Source organism: uncultured Friedmanniella sp. (assembly GCF_964244285.1).
GTDB lineage: Bacteria > Actinomycetota > Actinomycetes > Propionibacteriales > Propionibacteriaceae > Microlunatus.
The window spans coordinates 534,933-558,276 of sequence record NZ_CAXTHT010000001.1; the positions used below are offsets into that span (position 1 = coordinate 534,933).

Below are 23,344 nucleotides of genomic sequence, written 5' to 3' on the forward strand. Positions count from 1 at the left end.
CGACCTGAGCCGCCGGGGCCAGCACCGAGAGGCACCCGTGTCACCTTTCCGTCGAAACAGCACCCGCCAGGGCAGCACTCCCATCACCCCCAGCGAGTCGACCCCGGTCGTCCCCGCCGGGTCGACCGGCTCGGCCAAGAAGGACCGACCCACGCCCAGCCGGCGTGAGGCCGAGGCGGCCCGCCGGCAGCGGGCGATCACCACCCTGACGCCCAAGGAGTCCCGCCGGCTGACCAGCCAGCAGAACCGCACCCAGCGGATGAAGGCCGTCAACGCCCGTGAGAGCACGCCCGAGAAGGCGCTGATGCGCGACTACGTGGACGCCCGCTTCAGCCTCGGTGAGTTCCTGCTGCCGAGCCTCGTGGTCATCCTCGCGCTGAGCTTCCTGGCCACTGCGGTCCCCTCGATCACCTCGATCAGCACCCTGCTGATGTACGCCTTCATCCTGCTCGTGCTGTTCGACGCCTGGCGGATGTGGCGGGGCTTCAAGCAGGTGCTGTCCCAGCGCCAGCCGAACGCCTCCACCCGCGGCCTGATGATGTACGGCGTCAACCGGATGATCCAGATCCGACGCTTCCGGATGCCGGCACCCCGGCTGAAGCGCGGCGACACCTACTGACCACACGCCCGGCCCCTACGGCCGAGACCCGACGGCAGAACTGTCAGTGGGGCGGGGTTGACTGGTCAGCGCAGATGCACCCGAGACGAGTGAGGTAGATCAGATGGAGTTCCGGTATCTCGGCCACAGTGGGCTGAAGGTGTCCGCGATCAGCTACGGCAACTGGGTCACCCACGGGTCCCAGGTGGAGGCCGAGCAGGCGACCGCCTGCGTCCGGGCCGCCCTGGAGGCCGGCATCACGACCTTCGACACTGCTGACGTCTACGCCAACGGGGCCGCCGAGACGATCCTCGGCGACGCGCTGGCCGGCGAGCGTCGGGAGAGCCTGGAGATCTTCACCAAGGTCTACTTCCCCACCGGACCCAAGGGACCGAACGACACCGGCCTCTCACGCAAGCACATCTCGGAGTCCATCAACGCCTCGCTACGGCGGCTGCGGACCGACCACGTCGACCTGTACCAGGCGCACCGCTACGACTACGAGACGCCGCTGGAAGAGACCATGAAGGCGTTCGCCGACGTCGTCCGCGCCGGTAAGGCCTTCTACATCGGGGTCAGCGAGTGGACGCCCGACCAGCTGCGCGCCGGGCACGCCCTGGCGGGCGACCTCGGCTTCCAGCTCGTGTCCAACCAGCCGAAGTACAACGCTCTCTTCCGGGTGATCGAGGCGGAGGTCGTGCCGACGTCTCGTGAGCTGGGCATCAGCCAGGTCGTGTTCTCCCCCATCGACCAGGGCGTCCTGACCGGCAAGTACCAGCCGGGCCAGCCCCCGCCGGAAGGTTCGCGCGCCACCGACACTGCGGGCGGCGGAGCCAACTTCATCAAGGGCTCGATGTCGAACGAGGTGCTGACCCGCGTGCAGAAGCTCGCCCCCCTGGCCGAGGCCGAAGGGCTGAGCATGGCCCAACTCGCCGTGGCCTGGGTGCTGCAGAACGACAACGTCGCGTCGGCGATCACGGGCGGTTCGCGGCCCGAGCAGGTGCACGACAACGCGGCCGCCGCCGGCAAGAAGCTCCTCCCGGAGACGATGGCCGGGATCGACGAGGCCCTCGGCGACGTCGTGCAGGCCGACGGCTCGATCGTCGGCGACATGTCGCCGAAGACCCGGGTGGTCTGAGCCGCTGATGAGCCCAGCGGCAGGGTCGACCGGAGGCTGGCACTGGATCGCCGACCGCGACCCCGGCGGCGGTGCACTCGACCAGGGCTTCCCGACCCAGGGGGAGGCGGAGTCCTGGCTGGGCGAGGTCTACCCCGACCTGCTGGCCCAGGGGGTACGGGCGGTCACCCTGCACGAGGCCGACCGCGTCGTCTACGGACCGATGAGCCTGGACGTCGACTGACGCCGCTCGGCTAGGGTCACCAGGTGCCGACGCCGCCGTACATCACCAAGCTCCGCCTGGCCTACGGCTCAGGCCCGCTGCTGCTGCCGGGCGTGTGCGGTGTGGTGTTGCGGGACGACCCGGCGACCGGGCGGCAGCAGCTGCTGCTGGGCAGGCGCAGCGACACCGGCCGCTGGGCTCTGCCGGCCGGCATCGTGGAGCCGGGCGAGCAGCCCGCGACCACGCTGGTGCGTGAGCTGTGGGAGGAGACCCGGGTGGTGGTCACCGTCGAGCGGCTGGCCTGGGTCGTCGCCCAGCCAGAGCTGGTCTATCCCAACGGCGACCGGTGCCAGTTCATCACGTCGGTGTTCCGGTGCCGCTACGTCAGCGGCGAGGCCGCGGTCGGCGACGAGGAGTCCTCCGCCGTCGACTGGTTCGACCTCGACGCGCTGCCGGAGCTCCAGACGAAGGAGCGCGACGCCATCGACACGGCGCTGAGCGAGCGTCAGGAGTGTCGCTTCGAGGTCTGAGCCGCGCTCAGGTTCGCGAGCGGCGGAGCTCGCCGCGAAGCAGGACGGCGCCGAAACCGGCCACCAGCAGACCCCCGGCGGCAATCACCGGGCGGGCGTTGCGGACGTCGGCGGCGCGCTGCTCGTAGGTCTGCGTGCCGTTGTCCCCGGCCTTGGCGCAGGTGTCGCCGGGCTGCATCACCACGCCGCGGCAGGTGACCGAGGGGGAGGCTCCGACGGTGAACGGGTAGACGAGCACCAGCAGCCCCACCACGACCACCAGCACATGGGCCGCCAGGACTGCTCGTCGGCGTGCGACCGGGGACCCGGTGGAGTGGACGGCGGTCACGGCTCGCGCACCCCGGCCGAGACGAAGGGGGGCTTCGTCACCACGAAACCCTCCGAGCGACGACGCACCTCGACGGCGACCGGGGCTCCCTCGGTCAGGTCGGGGCGCAGCAGGGCCAGGGCGATGCCGGTCTTCAGGGTCGGGGAGAACGTGCCGGAGGTGACGACGCCGGCCGGCTCGCCGTCGGCGTCGAGGACGGTCATGCCCGGCCGGGGGATGCCGCGGCCCACGGCTTTGAGCCCGCGGAGCAGCCGAGCCGGTCCGGCCGCCTTCTCCGCCCGCAGCGCGGTGGCGCCGAAGAAGGTCTCCTTGCCCCAGCCGACGGCCCAGCCCAGGCGGGCCTGGACGGGGGTGATGCTCGGGGAGAGGTCCTGCCCGTGCAGCGGGTAGCCCATCTCGGTGCGCAGGGTGTCCCGGGCGCCGAGTCCCGCCGGCTGCATCCCGTACGGCTCACCCGCGACCCGGAGCGCGTCCCAGAGAGCGGGCGCCGCGGCCGAAGGGGTCACCAGCTCGTAGCCGCGTTCGCCGGTGTAGCCGGTCCGGCAGACGATCACCGGGGCGCCGGCGTTCTCGGCCAGCACGAAGGACATGTAGGCGTGACCGCTGGGGAGCCCGGCCCCTCCGAGCACGCTGTCGGCGTGCGGTCCCTGGACCGCCAGCACCGCGTGCGCGTCGTGCTCGTCGATCACGGTGACGTCGGCGGGCGCGGCGGCGCGGAGCAGCTGCACCACCTGAGCCCCGTTGGCGGCGTTGGGGATCAGGAAGACCTCCTCAGGTCTCACCAGGTAGGCGACCAGGTCGTCCACCACCCCGCCCTCGTCGGTGCAGATCAGCGTGTACTGGGCCTGACCGGGGACGAGCTTGCCGAGATCGGCGGTCAGACAGCGGTTGACGAACTCGGCCGCACCCGGACCGCTCACCCGGGCCTTGCCGAGGTGGCTGACGTCGAAGATCCCGACCGCCGAGCGGACGGCGTGGTGCTCGGCCAGCACGCCGGCACCCGCGTACTCCAGCGGCATCGACCAGCCGCCGAAGGGGGCGAACTTGGCTCCCGCGGCCACGTGACGATCGTGCAGGGGCGAGACCCGCGTGGCGTCCTGGCTCAGCTCTGCTGCTCGATTCATCGAGGCGAACCTATCGCACGGCTCCTCAGCGGGGCCGGTTAGCCTGAGCGAGCCAACGGGCTGCCCAGGCGGGGCGGCGCGACGACCCGAAAGGTGGGCTCTCCGGTGCCTGCTCCTGCTCTGCCCACCCTCTCGGTGTCCCCGGGGCTGCCCCGTCGAGCGGACCTGCTGGTGGTCGGGCTGGCCGAGGCCGGGCTCCGCGGGGTGCCGGACTCGGTCGAGCAGGCCTACGTCAAGCGGTTCGGGGTCGGGGTCGCGGAGATGGCGACGTCCCTCGGGGCACGGACGGCCGCCGGCTCCCGACGGACCCTGCCCCCGACCGGCGACGGCCCGCAGCTGATGGTGATCGGGCTCGGCGCGGGTGAGCCGGGCTCCGAGGACCTGCGTCAGGCCGCGGGCTCGGCCGTCCGTCAGGCGGGGGCGTCCGCGGCCGAGGGCCGGGCGATCGCGGTGGTCATCTCGTTCGGCACCACCTCGCTCAGCGAGCTCGAGGCGGTCGCCGAGGGGGCGCTGATCGGCAGCTACCGGTACGCACCGGTCAGCGGCAAGGAACCGAGGCCCCTGCCGGTGGAGAGTGTGGCCGTGGTGCACGCGGGATCGACGCGGGTCGCCGGTTCTGCCGACGTCACCGCCGTCGCCCCCGTGGTGGCCCGTGCCGTGGTGACGACCCGCGAGTGGGTCAACGTGCCGCCGAACCTGCTCTACCCGGAGTCCTTCGCCGACGAGGCGCGGGCCTTGGTCAAGGACGCCAAGATCACCATCGAGGTGCTCGACGGACCGGCGCTGACGAAGGGCGGCTACGGAGGGATCCTCGCCGTCGGTGGTGGCTCCTCACGGCCGCCTCGGCTGGTCCGGCTCAGCTACCGGCCGCGCGGCGCGAAACAGCATCTCGCGCTGGTCGGCAAGGGCATCACCTTCGACTCCGGCGGGTTGAACCTCAAGCCCGGCGAGAGCATGTACACGATGAAGTGCGACATGGCCGGCGCCGCGGCCGTGCTGGCCGCCACCCACGCGATCGCCCGCCTCGGGCTGGCGGTCAACGTGACGACCTACGCGGCCCTGGCCGAGAACCTGCCCTCCGACACCGCCTACCGGCCCTCGGACGTCCTCACCATGTACGGCGGCACCACCGTCGAGAACGGCAACACCGACGCGGAGGGCCGGATCGTCATGGCCGACGCCCTGGTCCGGGCCGGAGAGGATGCCCCGGACCTCGTCGTGGACGTGGCCACCCTGACCGGTGCCTGCATCGTGGCGCTGGGCGACCGGACGGCCGGCTTGATGGCCACCGACGACGAGACCGCCGACCGGGTGCTGGACGCGGCCGAGGCGGCGGGCGAGGACTTCTGGCAGCTGCCCATCCCGCGGGAGACCCGGGGCAAGCTCGACTCGAAGGTGGCCGACCTGAAGTCGACCGGGAGCGACAAGACGGGAGGCGCCCTCGTGGCGGCGGCCTTCCTCCGCGAGTTCGTGCCGGCCGGCATCCCGTGGGCACACCTCGACATCGCCGGCCCGGCCTACTTCGACGGCAAGCCGTACGGCTACGTCGGTCCGGGCGGCACCGGCGTCGGCGTGCGGACGCTGATCGCGCTCGCGCGCTCCATGACCAGCTGAGCGACCCTTCCGCGATGCCAGGGCCGGGCTCGGACGGGCCGTGCTGGCGGCTCCCGGCGGCAGGCGGTCCATCTGAGGTCACGCCCCCGCCGCGCCAGCACGGCCCAAGCGGTACGCAGCCCCTGAGGGACGGGGTGTCCTGCACCATTCCGGCCCGCCGACGTCCCGCTCCATCTCGGTTCGAAGCCAGGTGCCGGGCCGGATGGGTGGGGCCGGACAGCGGCCGGGCAGGTGCTCGGCAAGCGGCCTCAGCGCAGGTCGGGGTGCTTCTTGTGACGCGTGTTGTAGTCCCGCATCCGCTGCGGGTACCCGACGACGGCCGCGTCGTAGCCCGGGATCTGCAGGTGCCCGGCGAAGGCGTGGCCCCACTCCGGGGACGGGATGACGCGTCGCGTCCACTCCCCGTCGTAGGCGACGAGCAGCAGGGTGACCCGGGTGACCGAGGTCTGCGGCTCGATGAACGCCTCGACACCGCGGTGGGTCCGCGCGAACTCGGTCAGGTGGGCGGTCACGGCGTCGTCGACGGTGCGGTCGTCGGCGGCGACCCGCCGGCTGCGCTTGACCCGCCGCGCCGTCCGGCTCATCCATCCCATCTGACCAGTATGGCAACACCCTCCCCCGTCGGCCGGAAATCGCTCTGGTCCGCCGACTCCGGGCGCGGTCGGAGGGTCCTGACAAGATGGCGGCATGGACTTCGACCTGGTCGTGCTGGGTGCCGGCAGCGGCGGCTACGCCTGTGCCCTGCGAGCCGCGCAGCTGGGGATGAACGTGGGCCTGGTGGAACGCGACCTCGTGGGCGGCACCTGCCTGCACCGCGGCTGCATCCCCACGAAAGCACTGCTGCACGCGGCCGAGGTGGCCGATGCCGCCCGTGAGGGCAGCCGCTTCGGCGTCCACGCCACCGTGGACAGCATCGACCTGGCCGGCGTCCAGTCCTACTCCGATGCTGTGGTGGCCAAGCTCTACCAGGGCCTCACCGGGCTGGTGAGGTCCCGCGGCATCACGGTGGTCAGGGGCGAGGGGCGGTTGGTGCTGGCCGACGGCAAGCCGGCGGTCGGGGTCGCCGGCGAGGTCCACCGGGCGCCGTACGTCGTGCTCGGCTCCGGCTCGAGGACCCGGACGCTGCCCGGCGTCGAGGTCGACGGCGAGGTCGTCCTGACCAGCGACTCCGCCCTGCGGCTCGCTCAGCTGCCCGGCTCAGCCATCGTGCTGGGCGGCGGAGTGATCGGCTGCGAGTTCGCGTCGGCCTGGCGTTCCTTCGGGGTCGAGGTCACCGTCGTCGAGGCGCTGCCGCGGCTGCTGCCGACCGAGGAGCCGGCCTCCTCCGCCGCGCTGGAACGGGCGTTCCGGAAGCGCGGCATCACCGCCCTGACCGGCGTCGCCCTGCGCTCCTGCGCCCGGACCGGGAAGGGCGTGGACGTCGAGCTGGCCGACGGCAGGACGCTCACCGCCGACGTGCTGCTGGTGGCCGTCGGCCGGGCTCCGGCCACCGCCGGACTGGGCTACGCCGAGGCCGGGGTGGCCCTGGACCGCGGGTTCGTCACCGTGGACGGGCGGCTGGAGACGAGCGTGCCGGGCGTCTTCGCCGTCGGCGACCTGGTCTCCGGGCTGCAGCTGGCCCACCGCGGGTTCGCCCACGGCATGTTCGTGGCCGAGGAGGTGGCGCACCGGACCGGACGCCTCGAGGCCGCGCCCGTGCTGGTGGCCGACCGCGACATCCCGCGGGTCACCTACAGCGACCCCGAGGTCGCCTCCGTCGGCTTGACCGAGGAGCAGGCCCGGGCCGAGCACGGCGACGTCGAGACCCTCACCTACGACCTCTCCGGCAACGGGCGTTCCCAGATCCTGCGCACCGCCGGCTTCGTCAAGCTCATCCGACGCGTGGACGGACCAGTGGTCGGGGTGCACCTGGTGGGCGCCCGGGTCGGCGAGCTGATCGGTGAGGCGCAGCTGATCACCGGCTGGGACGCCTACCCCGAGGAGGTGGCGGCCATGCCGCACGCGCACCCGACCCAGCACGAGGCCCTCGGCGAGGCGCACCTCGCCCTGGCCGGCCGGCCGCTGCACGTGCACGGGTAGCAGTCCCAACCGTCGCCGCGTGGATCCTCCCCCGCGCCACGGGAGGACCGTCGAGACCCCGGCACCCGCCCGCTAGGCTGACTCGCAGCCAGGACCAGGTAAGCCGATGAAGGAGTCACGAACAACGATGTCGACCGATGTAACTCTTCCCGCCCTGGGCGAAAGCGTCACCGAAGGCACCGTGACCCGGTGGCTCAAGCAGGTCGGCGACACGATCGCGGCCGACGAGCCGTTGCTCGAGGTCTCCACCGACAAGGTCGACACCGAGATCCCCTCCCCGACCGCCGGCGTCCTGCTCGAGATCAAGGCGGCTGAGGACGAGACCGTCGAGGTCGGCGCCGTACTGGCCGTGATCGGCGAGGAGAGCGAGGCGGGCGGCACGGCCGACGAGCCTCCGTCGGAGGCACCCGAGGAGGCTGCCGCGACCACCGAGCCCGAGCCGGAGTCCCAGGCCGACGAGGAGATCGCCGACGAGAACCCCCCGGCCCCCACCCCGGAGGCCACCCAGGGCGCCAGCAGCAGTGGCAGGACCGAGGTCACGCTGCCGGCCCTCGGCGAGAGCGTCACCGAGGGCACCGTCAGCCGGTGGCTGAAGCGGGTCGGCGACACCATCGAGACCGACGAGCCGCTGCTCGAGGTCTCCACCGACAAGGTCGACACCGAGATCCCCTCCCCCACCTCCGGCACGGTGCTGGAGATCCGGGTGCAGGAGGACGAGACCGTGGAGGTCGGCGCGGTGCTGGCCGTCGTCGGCGACGCGTCAGCCGCCGGCAGCGCCCCGGCCGGGGACGCGGCTCCCGCGGCGAACTCGTCCGAGGAGGTCGCTCCGCACGGCGACGACGCCAACGAGGCATCGAGCCAGGGTGAGGAGTCCGTCCCCGAGGCGACCGCGAAGGTCACCGACGGCACCGAGGTCGCCGACCAGGCCGCTGCGGGTGACGAGGGCGGCCAGGCCCCGATCCCCGCCCCGGAGCCGAAGCCGGAGCCGGAGCCCGAAGCTGAGGCCGAGCCCGCCCCGGCGCCCCGCACCCCGGCCGCGGCCGACCCGCAGCCCGAGCGCCACGGGCCCGCCGAGCCCGCCGGCCGGTCCTCCACCCCGGTTGCGGCTGAGGGCGACTCGGTCTACGTGACTCCGCTGGTGCGCAAGCTGGCCAAGGAGCACGACGTCGACCTGGCGTCGGTCACCGGTACCGGGGTCGGCGGTCGGATCCGTAAGCAGGACGTGCTGGCCGCAGCCGAGGCCGCCAAGGAAGCCGCCCGGGTCGCCGCCGAGCAGGCCAAGGCCGCACCGGCAGCCCAGGCTGCTCCGACACCCGCGGCCACGCCGGCTGCGGCCGCCGCCGCCGCACCGAGCTCTCTGCGGGGCACCACGGAGAAGATGTCGCGACTGCGCAAGACCATCGCCCGTCGCATGGTCGAGTCGCTGCAGGTCTCGGCCCAGCTCACCGCGACCGTCGAGGTCGACCTGACCGCGATCTCGCGCATCCGGGCCCGGGCCAAGGACGACTTCAAGCGCCGAGAGGGGGCGAGCCTGTCCTACCTGCCCTTCATCACCAAGGCCGCCGTCGAGGCGCTCAAGGTGTTCCCGAAGGTGAACGCCACCATCGACACCGAGGCCGGCGAGGTCACCTACCCGAGTGCCGAGCACATCGGGATCGCCGTGGACACCGAGAAGGGGCTACTCGTCCCCGTGATCAAGGACGCCGGCGACCTCAACATCGCCGGCCTGGCCAAGAAGATCGGCGACCTGGCCTCGCGGACCCGGTCGAACAAGGTGACGCCGGACGAGCTCAGCGGCGGGACGTTCACCATCACCAACTACGGGTCGGCCGGCACGCTGATGGACTCCCCGATCATCAACCAGCCGCAGGTCGCCATCCTCGGCACCGGCGCCCTGGTGAAGCGGCCCGTGGTGATCCAGGACCCGAGGCTGGGCGAGGTGATCGCGGTCCGCGACATGATGTACCTCTCGATGTCCTACGACCACAGGATCGTGGACGGGGCGGACGCCGCCCGCTTCCTGAGTGCGCTGAAGGCGCGGCTCGAGGAGGGCGACTTCGGCGGCGAGCTCGGGTTCTGATGGTGCCGCACCTTCCGTGGAGCCTCCGGCGATGACGACCTGGCTGCTGGCCGGTGCATCGGGGTTCCTCGGGACGGCGCTCCGGGTCCGGCTGGCGAGCGAGGGCCACGACGTCCGTCGCCTCGTCCGGCGCGAGCCGGCGGCGTCGTCCGAGGGCCGATGGGACCCCGACGCCGGCCAGCTCGACCCAGCGCTGCTGGACGGCGTCGACGTGGTGGTCAACCTGGCGGGGGCAGGCGTGTTCACCCGGCCCTGGACGCCGGCCCGGCGCGAGCTGCTGCTCAGCTCCCGGGTCGATACGACCGGCACGCTGGCTCGGGCCCTCGCGGCGCGCGCCGGCGACGGCCGTCCCCGGGTGCTGCTGCAGGCCAGCGGCATCGCCTGGTACGGCACCGAGAGCCGGGACGCCCCGGCCACGGAGGAGACCCCGGCGGCCCCGGACTTCCTGGCCCAGCTGAGTGCCCGGTGGGAGGCGGCGGCGCAACCGGCCGTCGACGCGGGCGTCCGGACCGTGTTCCTGCGGACCAGCCCGGTCCTGGACCGCAGCGGTGGGTCCTTCGTGCCGATGAACCTGGCCTGGTCCGCCGGCCTCGGCACCACGCTGGGCAGCGGCCGGCAGCGGATGCCGATGATCAGTCTGGAGGACTACCTCGGGGTCGCGCTGTGGGCCGCGGCCACCCCCTCGGCTTCGGGCCCGTACAACCTCACGATCCCCAGGCCGACGACCAACGCCGAGTTCACCGACTCCCTGGCCTCGGCCCTGCACCGGCCAAGGCTGCTCAAGGCCCCGGCCTTCGTACTGCGCCGGGCCCTGGGCGAGCTGTCCGAGCAGCTCGTCGGTGACTGCTGGGTGCTGCCCCACCGGCTGACCACCGACGGCTACGTGTTCGCCGCCGCCGACGTCGACCAGACCATCGCCGCCGCCCTCCATCGCTGACGTCACCGCACCGCTCACTCGTCGCCGACGACAACCTGTTCGTCCTCGCACCGAGTTGAGGGCAGATCCACAGCCTGCGCCCAGGTGCCGGGCCCGGGCTTCGCCCTAGGATCGCCGCATGGCTCTCGACTTCCTCCACCTCGGACTGGGTACCGAGCTCTGCGACTACGAGCAGACCTGGCAGCTGCAGCGGACGCTGCACGCCGAGGTCGCCGCAGGAGAGCGCCCCGACACCGTCCTGGTCCTCGAGCACGCCGAGGTCTACACCGCCGGCAAGCGGACCGAGGCGCACGAGCGTCCGCTCGACTCCTCGATCCCGGTCGTCGAGGTGGACCGTGGTGGCAAGATCACCTGGCACGGACCGGGTCAGCTGGTCGTCTACCCGATCATCCGGCTGCCGGAGGCGCTCGGCGTCGTCGACTACGTCCGCCGGCTGGAGGAGGCGATGATCGCTCTCTTCGCCGAGGAGTACGGGCTGGCCACCGGCCGGGTCCGCGGCCGCTCCGGCGTCTGGTTGGCGGCCGGTGACGCACGACCCGAGCGGAAGATCGCCGCCATCGGCGTCCGGGTCGCGTCCGGCACGACGATGCACGGCCTGGCCATCAACGTGGACCCGGAGATGAGCGGTTTCGCCGGGATCGTCCCCTGCGGGCTGAGCGACGTCGGCGTGACCTCGATGGCCGCCGAGCTGGGTGAGTCCCCGAGCCTGCCCGAGGTGACCCACCTGCTGCGTCCGCACCTGGAGCGCTACCTCGCGTTCGAGCCGTACGAGCAGTCCCCCGCCCTTCGGCGGGCTCATGGATCCGACGAGACCGTCGACCGTGTCACCGTCGCGGCCACCACCCTGCGATCGGTTCCCGAGGCCACCTACGGGCTGACGGTCGGGGCCGCCTGACACGACCCAGGTAGGACGAATGCGGCACCGCGTTCCTCTAGGGTGAGGCACCTCCCCACCCGAAAGGCCGCTCATGTCGGTGACCGTCCCCCGCCGGGCCCTGCCCACGGCCCCGCGCGGCTACGCCATCGAGGTCACCGACCTCCGCAAGTCCTACCGCACCCGCAAGGGCCGCCACCAGGCCGTCGGCGGGCTCGACCTCAAGGTGCCGCTGGGTGGCGTGCACGGGTTCCTGGGGCCGAACGGGTCGGGCAAGACCACGACGATCCGGATGGTGCTGGGCCTGATCCGGGCCGACTCCGGCCACATCCGCGTCTTCGAAGCCGACGTGCCGACGGCCCTGCCCCGGGTGATCGGCCGGATCGGCGCGATCGTCGAGCAGCCGAAGTTCTTCCCCGCTTTCTCCGGCCGCCGCAACCTGGAGCTGCTCGCCACCGCGATCGGCACCCCGCGCAAGCGGGTCGACGAGGTGCTCGACGAGGTGGGCCTGCTCGGCCGCGAGAAGGACGCCTTCCGCAAGTACTCCCTCGGCATGAAGCAGCGGCTGGCCATCGCCGGCACGCTGCTCAAGGACCCGGACCTGCTGATCTTCGACGAGCCGACCAACGGCCTCGACCCGGCCGGCATCCATGAGATCCGGGCCACCATGCGCGGTCTGGCCGACCGCGGCAAGACCGTCCTGGTCTCCAGCCACATCCTGAGCGAGGTGTCTCTGGTCGCCGACACCGTCTCGATCATCGGCCGCGGCAAGCTGCTGGCCGAGGGCGAGGTCGACGACATCATCGCCTCCCGGGGGGGCCAGGCCGTCCGGATCGGCGTGGCCGACCCGGCGCGCGCCGCCTCCATCCTGGCTCCGGCCGGCTTCTCGGTCACCCCGCTGCCGCAGTCACGGATGGAGGTGCGGGCCACGACCGACCGTCCGGGTGAGCCGGGCGGCTTCGACCCGGCCCGGATCACCTGGCTGCTCGCCCAGCAGGGGCTGTTCGTCTTCGAGCTGATGCCGATCCAGGCCGACCTGGAGTCGGTGTTCCTCGACCTGACCGCCGAGGAGCACCTCGGGGCCAGCCATCCGGGCGGGCCACCCGGGCCACCCCCACCCCAGGCAGCACCGAGCCGAGCACACGAAGGCCCGCGATGATCGCCCTCCTCCGCGCGGAGCTGCTGCGGGTGCGCAGCCGGAAGCTCACCTGGATCGCGCTGGGCTGCGTGCTGCTGATCGTCGCGCTCACCCAGGTGGCGGTCTACACGTCGGTCCGACCACTCAGCAACAACGAGCGGGCGCAGGCGCAGACGAACTACGAGCAGTCCAAGGCCGACTACGACCAGCACAAGGACGAGTACGCCAAGGAGGCGCAGGACTGCATCGACCAGGGGAACCCGCCCGAGGCCTGCGAGTACACCGAGCCCCAGCTCGAGGACTACGCGACGCGCTCGGTGTCCTCCTTCTCCGAGATGGCCAACCTTGCGGTCACCGTCGGCGTCTTCGTCTCGGGCTTGGCCCTGCTCTTCCTGAGCGCTTCCCTGATCGGCGCGGAATTCTCCAGCGGCTCGATGGCGAACTGGCTCAGCTTCGTGCCGCAGCGGGCCAAGGTGTACGCGTCCAAGCTCGGCGCCCTGGCGCTCGTCGGCATGGTCGCGACAGCGGTGGTCTCGGGCCTGTCGGTGGGGCTGACCTTGCTGGTGAGCAGGATCGCCGGAGCCTCGGTCTCTGACCTGGGCAAGGTCGATGCGGCCGCGGCCCGGGGCATCGTCATCGGTCTGGTCGCGGTGGTGATCGGCTTCTCGCTGGCGATGCTGACCCGGCACACGATCGCGGCGTCCGGCACCCTGCTCGGCTACTTCTTCTTACGGTTCGTCTTCACGATCGTGATGTACGCGGTACCGGTGCTGCAGCAGGGTCAACGGTTCATGCCCGAGAACAACGCGTTGGCCCTGCTCAACCACGGGGCCACATACACCACCGAGGTCCGGGTCGCGACGGCCGATGGCGTCGAGGTGAACACGATCGAGCACACGATCACACTGGCCCAGGCCTCGGTCTACTGGGTGGTGCTGGTGGTGGTGCTGCTGGCGGTCAGCTACCTCGTCTTCCGCCGCCGGGACGTCAATTGAGGACCTGAGCCGACGGGTAGTCTGACCCGGTGACAATCGCTCCGGAGGGTCGCCGGCTGCTGCGGCTGGAAGTCCGCAACGCTGCCGTGCCGATCGAGAAGAAGCCGTCGTGGATCAAGACCACGGCGAAGATGGGCCCGGAGTACCGCGAGCTGCAGGCGATGGTGAAGTCGGAGGAGCTGCACACCGTCTGCCAGTCGGCCGGCTGCCCCAACATCTTCGAGTGCTGGGAGGACCGCGAGGCCACCTTCCTCATCGGGGGCGACCAGTGCACCCGCCGCTGCGACTTCTGCCAGATCGACACCGGCAAGCCGGCCGACTTCGACGCGGGTGAGCCGTTGCGTGTCGCGGAGTCGATCCAGAAGATGAACCTGCGCTACGCCACCGTCACCGGGGTCTGCCGCGACGACCTGCCTGATGAGGGCATCTGGCTCTACAGCGAGACCATCCGTCAGATCCACGGGCTGAACCCCGACACCGGGGTGGAGATGCTCGCCCCGGACTTCTCCGGCAACACCGAGTACCTCGACGAGCTGTTCAGCACCCGGCCCGAGGTGTTCGCCCACAACGTCGAGACGGTGCCACGGATCTTCAAGCGGATCCGGCCGGGCTTCCGGTACGAGCGCTCTCTCGGGGTGCTCAGCGCCTCCCGCGACGCCGGCCTGGTCACCAAGTCGAACCTGATCCTGGGCATGGGTGAGACCCGGCAGGAGGTCAGCGAGGCCCTGCGCGACCTGCACGAGGCCGGCACCGAGCTGATCACCATCACCCAGTACCTGCGGCCCTCCCCGCGGCACCATCCGGTGGAGCGCTGGGTCAAGCCCGAGGAGTTCGTCGAGTTGAGCGCCGAGGCGACCGAGATCGGCTTCGCCGGGGTGATGAGCGGTCCGCTGGTCCGCTCGTCCTACCGGGCCGGTCGGCTGTACCGTCAGGCTCTGGAATCTCGCTACGCCACCACGTCAGGAGCGCGTCATGGCTGACCGCCCGACCCGCAAGACCGGGTCCACCGCGCTGCCCCCTCGCAAGTCCGCGTCCTCGGCCGTGCCGCCGCGCAAGAGCGGCGCCACCCCCCTGCCGCCCCGGACTGCGGCCCAGCAGCGGCCGGTCGCCGTCGTCCCCCCGTCTGCCAAGGAGGTCAAGGGCGCCGCCCGGGACGCCAAGCGGGCCGAGCGGGAGCGGAAGAAGAACAGCACCGACCCGGCCGACATGGGCCGGGTGAAGCAGGTCCAGCGCGCCTACCAGCTGACCCACGAGTTCGATCCGAAGCTGCCCTACGTCATGCTCGGCGCGCTGCTGCTGCCGGTGGTGCTGGGCCTGGTCATCGGGCTGTTGACCGGTCACGCCGTCTACGCCGCTGTGCTGGGTCTGCTGGTCGGGGTGCTGCTCGCCATGATCGTGCTGGTCCGGCGGGCCAAGGCGGCCACCTACCGCCGCTACGCCGGCCAGGCCGGCTCGGCCGAGGTCGCCCTGCAGATGCTGCCCAAGCAGTGGATCTCCTCACCGGTGATCGCCGCCAACCGCACCAGCGACGTCGTGCACCGCACCCTGGGGCCGGGCGGCCTGGTGCTGATCGGCGAGGGCGAGCCGGGCCGGGTTCGTCAGCTGCTGGCCGGCGAGGTCCGCAAGCACGAGCGGGTCGCCTACGGCGTCAAGGTCCACACCATCGTGATGGGCGACAGCGCGGGGCAGGTGCCTCTCAGCCAGCTGGCGGACCACATCCGCAAGCTGCCGAAGACGCTGCAGGCCAACCAGGTCACCGACGTGAAGGCCCGGTTGCGCGCGCTCGACGCGGTCCGGCCCCCGATCCCGGTCCCCAAGGGCCCGATGCCCACCAGCGCCCGCCAGGCGCGCGGCTCGCGTCAGGCGATGCGCGGCCGCTGATCACCGGCCAAGGGCGGCAACACCCCGGTGCACGAGGTGGGCGAGGGCGGCTCCGCCCAGGGCAGCCACACAGCCGCCGGCGAAGCCCGCCACGAGCAGCGCGGACTGGCCGTTGATCCCCAGACCCAGGATCGCCACCGCGGCGACCGCGAGGCAGCCGATGACCGCGAGCAGGGCGAGCACGTCCAGAACGTTCCATCCCGCGCCGGAGGTCGGAGGCCTGGCGGGCGCCAGCCCCGGGGCCGGAGCCAGCGGCAGGTCCTGGAGCAGGCGGCGGAGGTCGAGCACGGTCCCGGCCGTCATGGCCGCACTCAACCGGGCGTCCAGGTCCTCGGGACTGAGCCGGCCGGCCGCGAAGTGGGTCGACAGCTGGTCACAGACAGCGCTCCGGTCGGCGTCGCCGGCGCGTTGGTGCAGCGCGGTCGTGGGAAGCGGTACCAGCGGGCGCGAAGAGTCCATGGAGCTACCTTCGGCCCTCGTCTCGACGCAGACCAGGGCTGCGGCCGAGGTCCAGACCAGGGACCGAGGGCCGCGACGATGAATCGAGACCCCGGTCGCAGAGCCCGGGCTTGACGACGAGAGGAGACCCGATGGCCAACCTGGTCAACGCCGAGCACATCACGATGACCTACGGCACTCGCGTCCTGCTGGACGACCTCAGCCTGGGCCTGTCCCGCGGTGACGTGATCGGCGTCGTCGGCCGCAACGGCGACGGCAAGACGACGTTGCTGCGCATCCTGACCGGGCTCACCGAGCCCGATGCCGGTCGGGTCACCCGGACCGGCGCGGTCTCCATCGGCTACCTGCACCAGGCCGACGACTTCTCCGCGGACGCCTCGGTACGGGACGTCATCGTGGGCGGTCGCCCCGACCACGTCTGGGCGGCGGACGCCGGCACCCGCGCCGTCGTCGAGCACCTGCTGGCCGACGTCGACCTCGACGCCGCCGTCGGCTCGCTCAGCGGCGGGGAGCGGCGGCGGACCGCGCTGGTCGCGCTGATGCTCGGGCCGCACGACCTGCTCGTCCTCGACGAGCCGACCAACCACCTGGACGTCGAGGCCGTCGCCTGGCTCGCCGAGCACCTCCGCGCCCTCCAGGCCCGCGACATCGCGATGCTCGTGGTCAGCCACGACCGCTGGTTCCTCGACGCCATCTGCACCCGGATCTGGGAGGTGCACGACGGTGTCGTCGACTCCTACGACGGGGGGTACGCCGCGTACGTGCTGGCCCGGGCCGAGCGCGCCCGGCAGGCGGCCGGGATGGCCGCACGACGGAAGAACCTGCTGCGCAAGGAGCTGGCCTGGCTGCGTCGCGGCGCACCCGCCCGTACGTCCAAGCCGAAGTTCCGGATCGACGCCGCAACCACCTTGATCGCCGACGAGCCGCCGCCGCGGGACAGCCTGGCGCTGGAGCGGTTCTCGGTCAGCCGGCTGGGCAAGGACGTCTTCGACCTCGTCCGGGTCGGACTGGGCGTCGGGGAGGGCGAGCGACGGCGCGAGCTGCTCCGCGACCTCAGCTGGTCGATCGGACCCGGCCAGCGGATCGGCCTGATCGGGGTCAACGGCGCGGGCAAGACCACGCTGCTGCGGCTGCTGACCGGCGAGGTCGCACCCGACACCGGCACGGTCAGACGCGGCCGGACGCTGGCCATCGGACACCTCTCCCAGAACGTGCTCGAGCTGCGGGGCTCGGAGCGGGTGCTCGAGTCGGTCAACGAGATGCGCCGCTCGACGCAGCTGGCCTCGGGCAAGGAGACCTCGACCAGCACCCTGCTGGAGGACTTCGGCTTCACCGGCGACAAGCTCACCACCCGGCTGGGTGACTTGTCGGGTGGTGAACGCCGGCGGCTCCAGTTCCTGCGACTGCTGCTCAGCGAGCCGAACGTGCTGCTGCTCGACGAGCCCACCAACGACCTCGACATCGACACCCTCACGGTGATCGAGGACTACCTCGACAGCTGGCCCGGCACCCTGGTGGTGGTCTCGCACGACCGGTACTTCCTCGAGCGCGTCTGCGACGTCACCTACGCCCTGATGGGCGACGGCCGCTGCGTGCTGCTGCCGGGCGGCGTCGAGCAGTACCTGGAGACCCGACGGACGTCGGCGCCCACCGCGGGACCGGGCGCGTCGGCGGCCGCGGCAGCCCCACCCTCGACGTCGACGCAGGCCCGGCAGGCGAAGAAGACCCTGGCCCGGGTCGAGCAGCAGCTGGGCAAGGTCGACAGCCGGATCGCGCGGCTGCACACCCAGATGGCCGAGGCCGCCAGCGACTACTCCCGGCTCACCGGTCTGCAGCGGGATCTGGACGCCCTCACGGCGGAGAAGGACGGGCTGGAACTGACCTGGCTGGAGGCGGCCGAGGAGGTGGGCTGAGCCCCGTTTCCTGAGCCTGTCGGCAGGCGTGGGTAGGTTAAGACCATGGCAGTGACGACGTCAGAGCTCACCACCACGGCCCTGACCGAGCTGGTCGAGGCCCTGGGCGGCGCGGTCCGGACCGACGCGGTGACGTGTGAGAACTACCGCCAGGACTGGGCCCGCGACCCCAGCGCCGGGACGCCGATCGCCGTGGTCCGGGCCCGGACGGCGGCCGACGTGCAGCAGGCGGTGCGCTGGGCCTCGGCCCACGGCGTCCCGGTGGTGCCGCGCGGTGCGGGTAGCGGGCTGTCCGGCGGGTCCTCGGCCGTGGACGGCGGCATCGTGATCAGCCTGGAGCGGATGCGAGCGGTCGAGATCGACGTCGAGACCCGGGTGGCCGTGGTCGAGCCGGGCGCCCTGAACGTCGAGGTCAAGGCCGCGGCCGCTCAGCACGGGCTCTGGTACCCGCCGGACCCCTCCTCCTACGAGATCTGCTCCATCGGCGGCAACGTCGCCACCAACGCGGGCGGGCTGTGCTGCGTGAAGTACGGCGTCACCACCGACTACGTCCTGGGCATGGACGTGGTGCTGGCCGACGGCACCCTGATCACCCTCGGCGGGAAGCGGATCAAGGACGTCGCGGGCCTGAGCCTGCTCAAGCTCTTCGTGGGCAGCGAGGGGACGCTGGGCATCATCACCCGGGTGCTGCTGCGGCTCATTCCCGCGCAGCCGCCGCGGGCGACCCTGGTGGCGAGCTTTCCCACGGTCGGGGACGCGGCGCGCGCGGTGGTGGCGATCGGCCGGACGGTCCGGCCGTCGATGCTTGAGCTGATGGACTCCCCCTCGGTCAACGCCGTCGAGGACTACCGGCCGATGGGCCTCGACCGGAGCGCCGGCGCGCTGCTGATCGCCCAGTCCGACGCCCCCGCCTCCGCGGCGGGCACCGAGGTGGCAGCGATCGAGGCGGCCTGCCGGGCGGCCGGCTGCGACGACGTCTTCGTCACCGACGACCCGACCGAGGGCGAGATGTTCTGCGCGGCCCGACGACTCGCGTTCACCGCGATCGAGGCCCGCGGGACCCTGATGCTGGAGGACGTCGGCGTCCCGGTGCCGCTGCTGCCGGAGCTGGTCACGGGGGTGGCGGCGATCGCGGCGGCGCTCGACGTCGAGGTGCCGGTGGTGGCGCACGCCGGGGACGGCAACACCCACCCGATCATCGTCTTCGACGCGACCGACGTTGCCGCGGCCGCCCGGGCCCAGCAGGCGTTCGAGCAGATCATGACGCTCGCGCTCAGCCTCGGCGGCACGATCACCGGCGAGCACGGGGTCGGCCGGACCAAGAAGGGGGCGCTGCCGGCCCAGCTCGGCGCGGACGTGATGGCGCTGACCCGCCGGATCAAGGACGCCCTCGACCCGGCCGGGATCCTCAACCCCGGCGCGGTGCTGTGAACCTCACAGGCTGCTGCCAGCCGGGTTCGGCGGCTGATACCTGGTCGACACACCCCTGAAACCCAGCCCCGCCAGGATGGCCAAGGCTGCGGGGAGCAGCCGTCCACCAGCGAAGGGATGCCGATGCCGTACCAGGCGGAGTACATCTGGATCGACGGCACCAAGCCGTCCCCGATCATGCGTAACAAGACCCGGATCGTCGCCGACGGCAAGGAGCCCGACATCTGGGGCTTCGACGGCTCGAGCACCAACCAGGCTCCCGGTGCCAACTCCGACTGCGTGCTGCGACCGGTCTTCACCTGTCCGGACCCGATCCGCGGCGGCAGCAACATCCTCGTGCTCTGCGAGGTCGAGCTGACCGACTTCACCCCGCACCCGACGAACACCCGGGCGTTCTGCGTCGAGGCGGCCGAGAAGTACGCCGACCAGAGCCCGATGTTCGGCATCGAGCAGGAGTACACCTTCATGCAGAACGGCCGCCCGCTGGGCTGGCCCGAGAACGGCTACCCCGCCCCGCAGGGCCCGTACTACTGCGGTACCGGTGGCGAGAAGATGGTGGGGCGCGAGATCATCGAGGCGCACACCCAGGCCTGCCTGGACGCCGGCCTCGCGATCGAGGGCACCAACGCCGAGGTCATGATGGCGCAGTGGGAGTTCCAGATCGGGGTCTTGCCGGCCCCAGCCATCGGCGACCAGATGTGGGTGGCCCGTTGGCTGCTGCACCGCATCGCCGAGGACTACAGCGTGGTCGTCAGCTTCGACGCCAAGCCGATGAAGGGTGACTGGAACGGCGCCGGCGCGCACACCAACTTCTCGACCAAGGCCACGATGGAGGGCTACGACGCCATCGTCACCGCGTGCGAGGCGCTCGGCCGCAAGGCCAAGGAGCACGTGCTCGCCTACGGCGCCGGCATCGAGGACCGCCTGACCGGTGCGCACGAGACGGCTTCGTGGGAGAGCTTCAGCTGGGGCGCCTCCGACCGTGGCGCCTCGATCCGCATCCCGTGGGCCGTCGAGAAGGCAAAAAAGGGCTGGCTCGAGGACCGTCGTCCCAACGCCAACATGGACCCCTACGTCGTCGCCGGCATGATCATCAACACCTGCTGCGAGGCCCTAGCCGAGTCCGAGTAGGTCGCGGTTGCTTTCCGTGAACGATCCTGACGCGACTATGCGTCAGGATCGTTCACGCTGACCACAGGTCGGCGTCGCTGGCAAGCCGACAGCGCGAACAGCGCAGCAGCTCACCGTCCCAGCCGCGTCGCACCAGGGCCGAGCCGACCTGTGTGGCGACCAGGCAGGGGCGGTCGCTGACGTCGATCCACCCGTAGCGAAGGCTGAAGAGGTCTCCGAGGGCGAACTGGTTGTCGCGCCACATGTCGCGGAAGCGGCCCTCCCCCTCGTGACCCAGGCGCCCGTCCAGCTCGACGAGGAGTGACCAGTCGTCGTAGCCGACGTCGCTCACGTAGGGCAGCCCTCGTCGAGAGGCCTGCCTCGTGCCCTTCGGCAGCCCGTGGGGACGCTCGACGTTGCGGAGGTAGCTCAGCTCCAGCGACGACTCGGCACCTTCCGCGACGTCGCCCAGCAGCTGACGCATGAACCCCCGGTGCGGGTGCCGAGGCCGCTCGGCCAGGGCGACCGCGATGCGGGAGGCCCTCGTGCGCCGGAGCTGTACCGCCCGGGTCACCAGGCGGACGACCTCACCGGGGTCGGCCACGGCGGCCAGGTCCAGCACCGCTTCCTCGATGAGCAGCCGCGGCGGCGAGCCGGTCGAGCGGGAAGAACGAACGCCAGGACTCTCCCGGACGAACCTCCACGGACCGTCGGTGCGAAAGCGCCCCGTCCGCGGCACGAGGATGTCCACCGGATCCGGCGCCTCGGGCCGAAGGTCATGCAGATGCCCCGATGCCTCTGGTCCAAGCCGAGCCGACGGCCCGCCCAACAGCACCCCGGCCCAGGCGAGGGTGGCCCACGACGGAGGAAGCGGGTTCGTCGCGTAGACGCCGACCCCCACGCTCTGCCAGGTGCCGGACCGGACGAGCCGGCTCACCACGTGGTCGGTCAGTCCGAGGCCGAGAGCCTGCTCACGGCTGACGGCCCCGTCCTGGAGCATGGCGAGGCGCTGCAGTGCGGCGGGGACTTCCTGGCGGCTGTGCACGGGGCCATCGTGGTCGCCCAAGAGGTCCTGGAGGGGCCACCGGCCGGACCTGTGGAAAGCGGACACACTCTCCGCAGCCGGTGGACAACTCCCCGTGAACGATCCTGACGCGTAGTCGCGTCAGGATCGCACCAAGAAGGGGGTCGAGGCTCAGTAGCGGGCGGCAACCAGGGGGTCGGGCTCGTCGATCTCGTGCAGCGCGAAGAGGACGATGTCGGCGAGGCTCATCTCCATCCGGAGGTTCCCCTCGTCGTCGGCCTGGAAGAACGGGCCGACCATGCCGAGCGTGCGCCAGGACTTCTCCACCGAGGCGGAGATGCCGAGCAGGGCAGCGCTGGAGCCCACGATGCCGGCGAGGATGTCGCGCTGCGACCAGTCCGGCGAGCAGCGCGCCACCTCGCGGATCAGGGCGCTCCGGCGGCGGCCGTTGCCGCGGAGCAGAGCGATCACCTTCTGGTGGATGGTGTCCGGAGCCGGAGCCTCGAGAGCTGCAGGCGCCTCGGGCTCGCTCGCGTGCTGGGCGGCGAAGTGGTCGAGGACGGCCCGAGCCGCGGTGAGGTCAGCAGCACTGCTCGGGTCGAATGTTACGGACACGTTAATCATGGCTCATGTGTACCAGCGGCCCAGGGTCCCGACAACCTGAACCGGTCCCGATCGGGTAACGAGTCAGCGGCGGCTGACGACAACCGTGCCGACCGCCAGGTCGTGCAGCCCACGCCGGTCCGCGCCGACGATCATCGGCGGCAGGGCGAGCGAGACCAGGGCCGCTCGGGTGACCGCACGGACGAGGCCGAGGGGGACCCGGTCGAGCCGGACCACGGCGATCCGACAGATCAGCTGGCCGAAGCTGCCGCCGGCCACCGCGGTCAGCAGCGCCGACTCCACGAAGAACGTGGCGAGGATCATCCAGGACCGCCAGCCGCCGCCGGTCAGCACGCCCGAGCCGAAGAACCCGACGGCGATCAGCATGCAGACCGCCCAGTCGAGCACCAGGGCCGCCACCCGCGCCCGCCAGGAGGCCAGGGCCCCGCGACCGTCCGGCGGCAGGCCCAGCCGTTCGCCCGGGTAGTCCCCACCCGGTGCGGGATCGGTCCGGAGATCTGCCATCTCTCGAGGCTACTGCGGAGGACCAGCCCGAGCCGGCTCCTGCTCCGGCTGGGGCTGCGCGGCGATCGACCTCACCGGAGCGGACCGCCGACGGCGCCGGACCACCAGCACCGCCACCGCCGCAGCCAGCAGTGCCGCGACTCCCGCCGCGATGCTCCAGCCCGTCACCCCGACCGACGCCGAGGATGACGCAGCGGGCGCGGCCGATGCGGCCGATGCGGCCGACGCGGCGGCGGCTCCGGCCGGCAGCTCGTCGGAGTCGGTGGCGCAGACCAGCGGGGGCCCCGACGGCGTCGCCCGGACGCAGGCCACCGACGCCAGCCGCAGCAGGTCGGGTGCCGGGTGGCTACCGACCTCCAACGTGGTGGAGACCGTCCGGTGACCGGTCGCCGGCACGTCGAGGGTCCAGCTCACCTGCCCCCGGCCGACCTTCCCGCTCGAGCCGGCCGAGACCAGCCGTGCCCCCTCCGGCACGGTCTGGCTGAGCCGCAGGGTCTTCAGTTTCGCCGTGCCGAGGTTGGTCACGGTGACGGTGTAGCGACTACGGCCGCCCGGGGTCGCGGAGCTCTGACCGTTGTCCATGGCCACGCTCAGCTGGGGCTGCGCCGCCTTCGCCTCGGCCGCCGTCGGGCCGAGCCAGGAGCCGAGGGGTCCGAGCACGAGGGGCAGGGCGAGCAGCAGCGGCAGCGCAGCCGCGCGTCCGCGACCGGGTCTGAACCGGCGACGGGGACGGGCCCGGGGGGCTTCGGTCATCGGGTTCT

Annotated in this window: 24 protein-coding genes; 16 read left to right on the forward strand and 8 right to left on the reverse strand. The window is 71.9% G+C overall.

Going from position 1 to position 23,344, the window contains the following annotated elements; translation table 11 throughout:
• The first annotated feature begins 37 nt into the window (after positions 1-37).
• The 4 genes from ACFE7W_RS02545 to ACFE7W_RS02560 all read left to right on the forward strand — a co-directional run bounded on the left by ACFE7W_RS02545 (position 38) and on the right by ACFE7W_RS02560 (position 2,468).
• The gene (locus ACFE7W_RS02545) at positions 38-619 is read left to right on the forward strand and encodes a DUF3043 domain-containing protein (protein ID WP_375423191.1); all 582 of its coding nucleotides are present in this window, start codon (positions 38-40) and stop codon (positions 617-619) included.
• 103 nt (positions 620-722) lie between these two features.
• Positions 723-1,736: an aldo/keto reductase family protein gene (locus ACFE7W_RS02550; protein WP_375423192.1), complete on the forward strand. Its 1,014-nt coding sequence runs from the start codon at positions 723-725 to the stop codon at positions 1,734-1,736.
• Between the two features lie 7 nt (positions 1,737-1,743).
• The gene (locus tag ACFE7W_RS02555; RefSeq protein WP_375423193.1) at positions 1,744-1,959 is read left to right on the forward strand and encodes a hypothetical protein; all 216 of its coding nucleotides are present in this window, start codon (positions 1,744-1,746) and stop codon (positions 1,957-1,959) included.
• A gap of 23 nt (positions 1,960-1,982) precedes the next feature.
• On the forward strand, positions 1,983-2,468 hold the full coding sequence (locus ACFE7W_RS02560) for an NUDIX domain-containing protein (RefSeq protein ID WP_375423194.1): 486 nt from the start codon (positions 1,983-1,985) through the stop codon (positions 2,466-2,468).
• 7 nt (positions 2,469-2,475) lie between these two features.
• On the opposite strand, the gene ACFE7W_RS02565 is transcribed toward ACFE7W_RS02560, so the two are convergent.
• Positions 2,476-2,796, reverse strand: a complete 321-nt coding sequence (locus ACFE7W_RS02565; protein ID WP_375423195.1) for a hypothetical protein — start codon at positions 2,794-2,796, stop codon at positions 2,476-2,478.
• Positions 2,793-3,920 (reverse strand): glycine cleavage system aminomethyltransferase GcvT, encoded by a 1,128-nt coding sequence (gene gcvT / locus ACFE7W_RS02570; protein WP_375423196.1) that lies wholly within the window; start codon positions 3,918-3,920, stop codon positions 2,793-2,795. Before gcvT ends, ACFE7W_RS02565 begins: the two co-directional genes overlap by 4 nt.
• Before the next feature lie 105 nt (positions 3,921-4,025).
• Here gcvT and ACFE7W_RS02575 point away from each other — a divergent pair, with 105 nt between their 5' ends.
• On the forward strand, positions 4,026-5,534 hold the full coding sequence (locus tag ACFE7W_RS02575) for a leucyl aminopeptidase (RefSeq protein ID WP_375423197.1): 1,509 nt from the start codon (positions 4,026-4,028) through the stop codon (positions 5,532-5,534).
• Positions 5,535-5,782: 248 nt separating this feature from the next.
• Here the strand turns inward: ACFE7W_RS02575 and ACFE7W_RS02580 are convergent, their stop codons facing one another.
• On the reverse strand, positions 5,783-6,127 hold the full coding sequence (locus ACFE7W_RS02580; protein WP_375423198.1) for a hypothetical protein: 345 nt from the start codon (positions 6,125-6,127) through the stop codon (positions 5,783-5,785).
• Positions 6,128-6,221: 94 nt separating this feature from the next.
• On the opposite strand from ACFE7W_RS02580, the gene lpdA reads away from it, so the two are divergent.
• From lpdA to ACFE7W_RS02620, 8 genes are all read left to right on the forward strand, one after another.
• Positions 6,222-7,613 (forward strand): dihydrolipoyl dehydrogenase, encoded by a 1,392-nt coding sequence (gene lpdA / locus ACFE7W_RS02585; RefSeq protein ID WP_375423199.1) that lies wholly within the window; start codon positions 6,222-6,224, stop codon positions 7,611-7,613.
• Between the two features lie 127 nt (positions 7,614-7,740).
• Positions 7,741-9,693: a 2-oxoglutarate dehydrogenase, E2 component, dihydrolipoamide succinyltransferase gene (gene sucB / locus ACFE7W_RS02590; protein ID WP_375423200.1), complete on the forward strand. Its 1,953-nt coding sequence runs from the start codon at positions 7,741-7,743 to the stop codon at positions 9,691-9,693.
• 31 nt (positions 9,694-9,724) lie between these two features.
• Complete coding sequence (locus ACFE7W_RS02595) at positions 9,725-10,630, forward strand: TIGR01777 family oxidoreductase (protein WP_375423201.1); 906 nt, start codon at positions 9,725-9,727, stop codon at positions 10,628-10,630.
• A 118-nt stretch (positions 10,631-10,748) separates the two neighbouring features.
• A complete protein-coding gene (gene lipB, locus ACFE7W_RS02600; RefSeq protein WP_375423202.1) occupies positions 10,749-11,525 on the forward strand; it encodes a lipoyl(octanoyl) transferase LipB in 777 nt (258 codons plus the stop codon).
• A gap of 73 nt (positions 11,526-11,598) precedes the next feature.
• Positions 11,599-12,663, forward strand: coding sequence for an ABC transporter ATP-binding protein (locus tag ACFE7W_RS02605; RefSeq protein ID WP_375423203.1), 1,065 nt, complete (start codon positions 11,599-11,601; stop codon positions 12,661-12,663).
• On the forward strand, positions 12,660-13,637 hold the full coding sequence (locus tag ACFE7W_RS02610) for an ABC transporter permease subunit (protein ID WP_375423204.1): 978 nt from the start codon (positions 12,660-12,662) through the stop codon (positions 13,635-13,637). Before ACFE7W_RS02605 ends, ACFE7W_RS02610 begins: the two co-directional genes overlap by 4 nt.
• Before the next feature lie 29 nt (positions 13,638-13,666).
• Positions 13,667-14,617 carry a lipoyl synthase gene (gene lipA / locus ACFE7W_RS02615; RefSeq protein ID WP_375423205.1) on the forward strand — a complete coding sequence of 317 codons (951 nt, stop codon included), beginning with the start codon at positions 13,667-13,669 and terminating at the stop codon, positions 14,615-14,617.
• On the forward strand, positions 14,610-15,518 hold the full coding sequence (locus ACFE7W_RS02620) for a DUF4191 domain-containing protein (protein WP_375423206.1): 909 nt from the start codon (positions 14,610-14,612) through the stop codon (positions 15,516-15,518). Before lipA ends, ACFE7W_RS02620 begins: the two co-directional genes overlap by 8 nt.
• Here ACFE7W_RS02620 and ACFE7W_RS02625 read toward each other — a convergent pair whose 3' ends face one another.
• Positions 15,519-15,977 carry a DUF1707 domain-containing protein gene (locus ACFE7W_RS02625; RefSeq protein ID WP_375423207.1) on the reverse strand — a complete coding sequence of 153 codons (459 nt, stop codon included), beginning with the start codon at positions 15,975-15,977 and terminating at the stop codon, positions 15,519-15,521.
• Between the two features lie 131 nt (positions 15,978-16,108).
• Here ACFE7W_RS02625 and ACFE7W_RS02630 point away from each other — a divergent pair, with 131 nt between their 5' ends.
• From ACFE7W_RS02630 to glnII, 3 genes are all read left to right on the forward strand, one after another.
• Positions 16,109-17,890 (forward strand): ABC-F family ATP-binding cassette domain-containing protein, encoded by a 1,782-nt coding sequence (locus ACFE7W_RS02630; RefSeq protein WP_375423208.1) that lies wholly within the window; start codon positions 16,109-16,111, stop codon positions 17,888-17,890.
• A 45-nt stretch (positions 17,891-17,935) separates the two neighbouring features.
• Positions 17,936-19,321: an FAD-binding oxidoreductase gene (locus ACFE7W_RS02635; protein WP_375423209.1), complete on the forward strand. Its 1,386-nt coding sequence runs from the start codon at positions 17,936-17,938 to the stop codon at positions 19,319-19,321.
• 123 nt (positions 19,322-19,444) lie between these two features.
• Complete coding sequence (gene glnII, locus ACFE7W_RS02640) at positions 19,445-20,452, forward strand: glutamine synthetase GlnII (protein WP_375423210.1); 1,008 nt, start codon at positions 19,445-19,447, stop codon at positions 20,450-20,452.
• Between the two features lie 52 nt (positions 20,453-20,504).
• On the opposite strand, the gene ACFE7W_RS02645 is transcribed toward glnII, so the two are convergent.
• The 4 genes from ACFE7W_RS02645 to ACFE7W_RS02660 form a co-directional block, all read right to left on the reverse strand.
• On the reverse strand, positions 20,505-21,476 hold the full coding sequence (locus ACFE7W_RS02645) for a hypothetical protein (protein ID WP_375423211.1): 972 nt from the start codon (positions 21,474-21,476) through the stop codon (positions 20,505-20,507).
• A 150-nt stretch (positions 21,477-21,626) separates the two neighbouring features.
• Positions 21,627-22,079: a hypothetical protein gene (locus ACFE7W_RS02650; RefSeq protein ID WP_375423212.1), complete on the reverse strand. Its 453-nt coding sequence runs from the start codon at positions 22,077-22,079 to the stop codon at positions 21,627-21,629.
• 63 nt (positions 22,080-22,142) lie between these two features.
• Positions 22,143-22,583: an RDD family protein gene (locus tag ACFE7W_RS02655; protein ID WP_375423213.1), complete on the reverse strand. Its 441-nt coding sequence runs from the start codon at positions 22,581-22,583 to the stop codon at positions 22,143-22,145.
• A 9-nt stretch (positions 22,584-22,592) separates the two neighbouring features.
• Positions 22,593-23,336 carry a hypothetical protein gene (locus tag ACFE7W_RS02660; RefSeq protein WP_375423214.1) on the reverse strand — a complete coding sequence of 248 codons (744 nt, stop codon included), beginning with the start codon at positions 23,334-23,336 and terminating at the stop codon, positions 22,593-22,595.
• Positions 23,337-23,344: the final 8 nt, after the last annotated feature.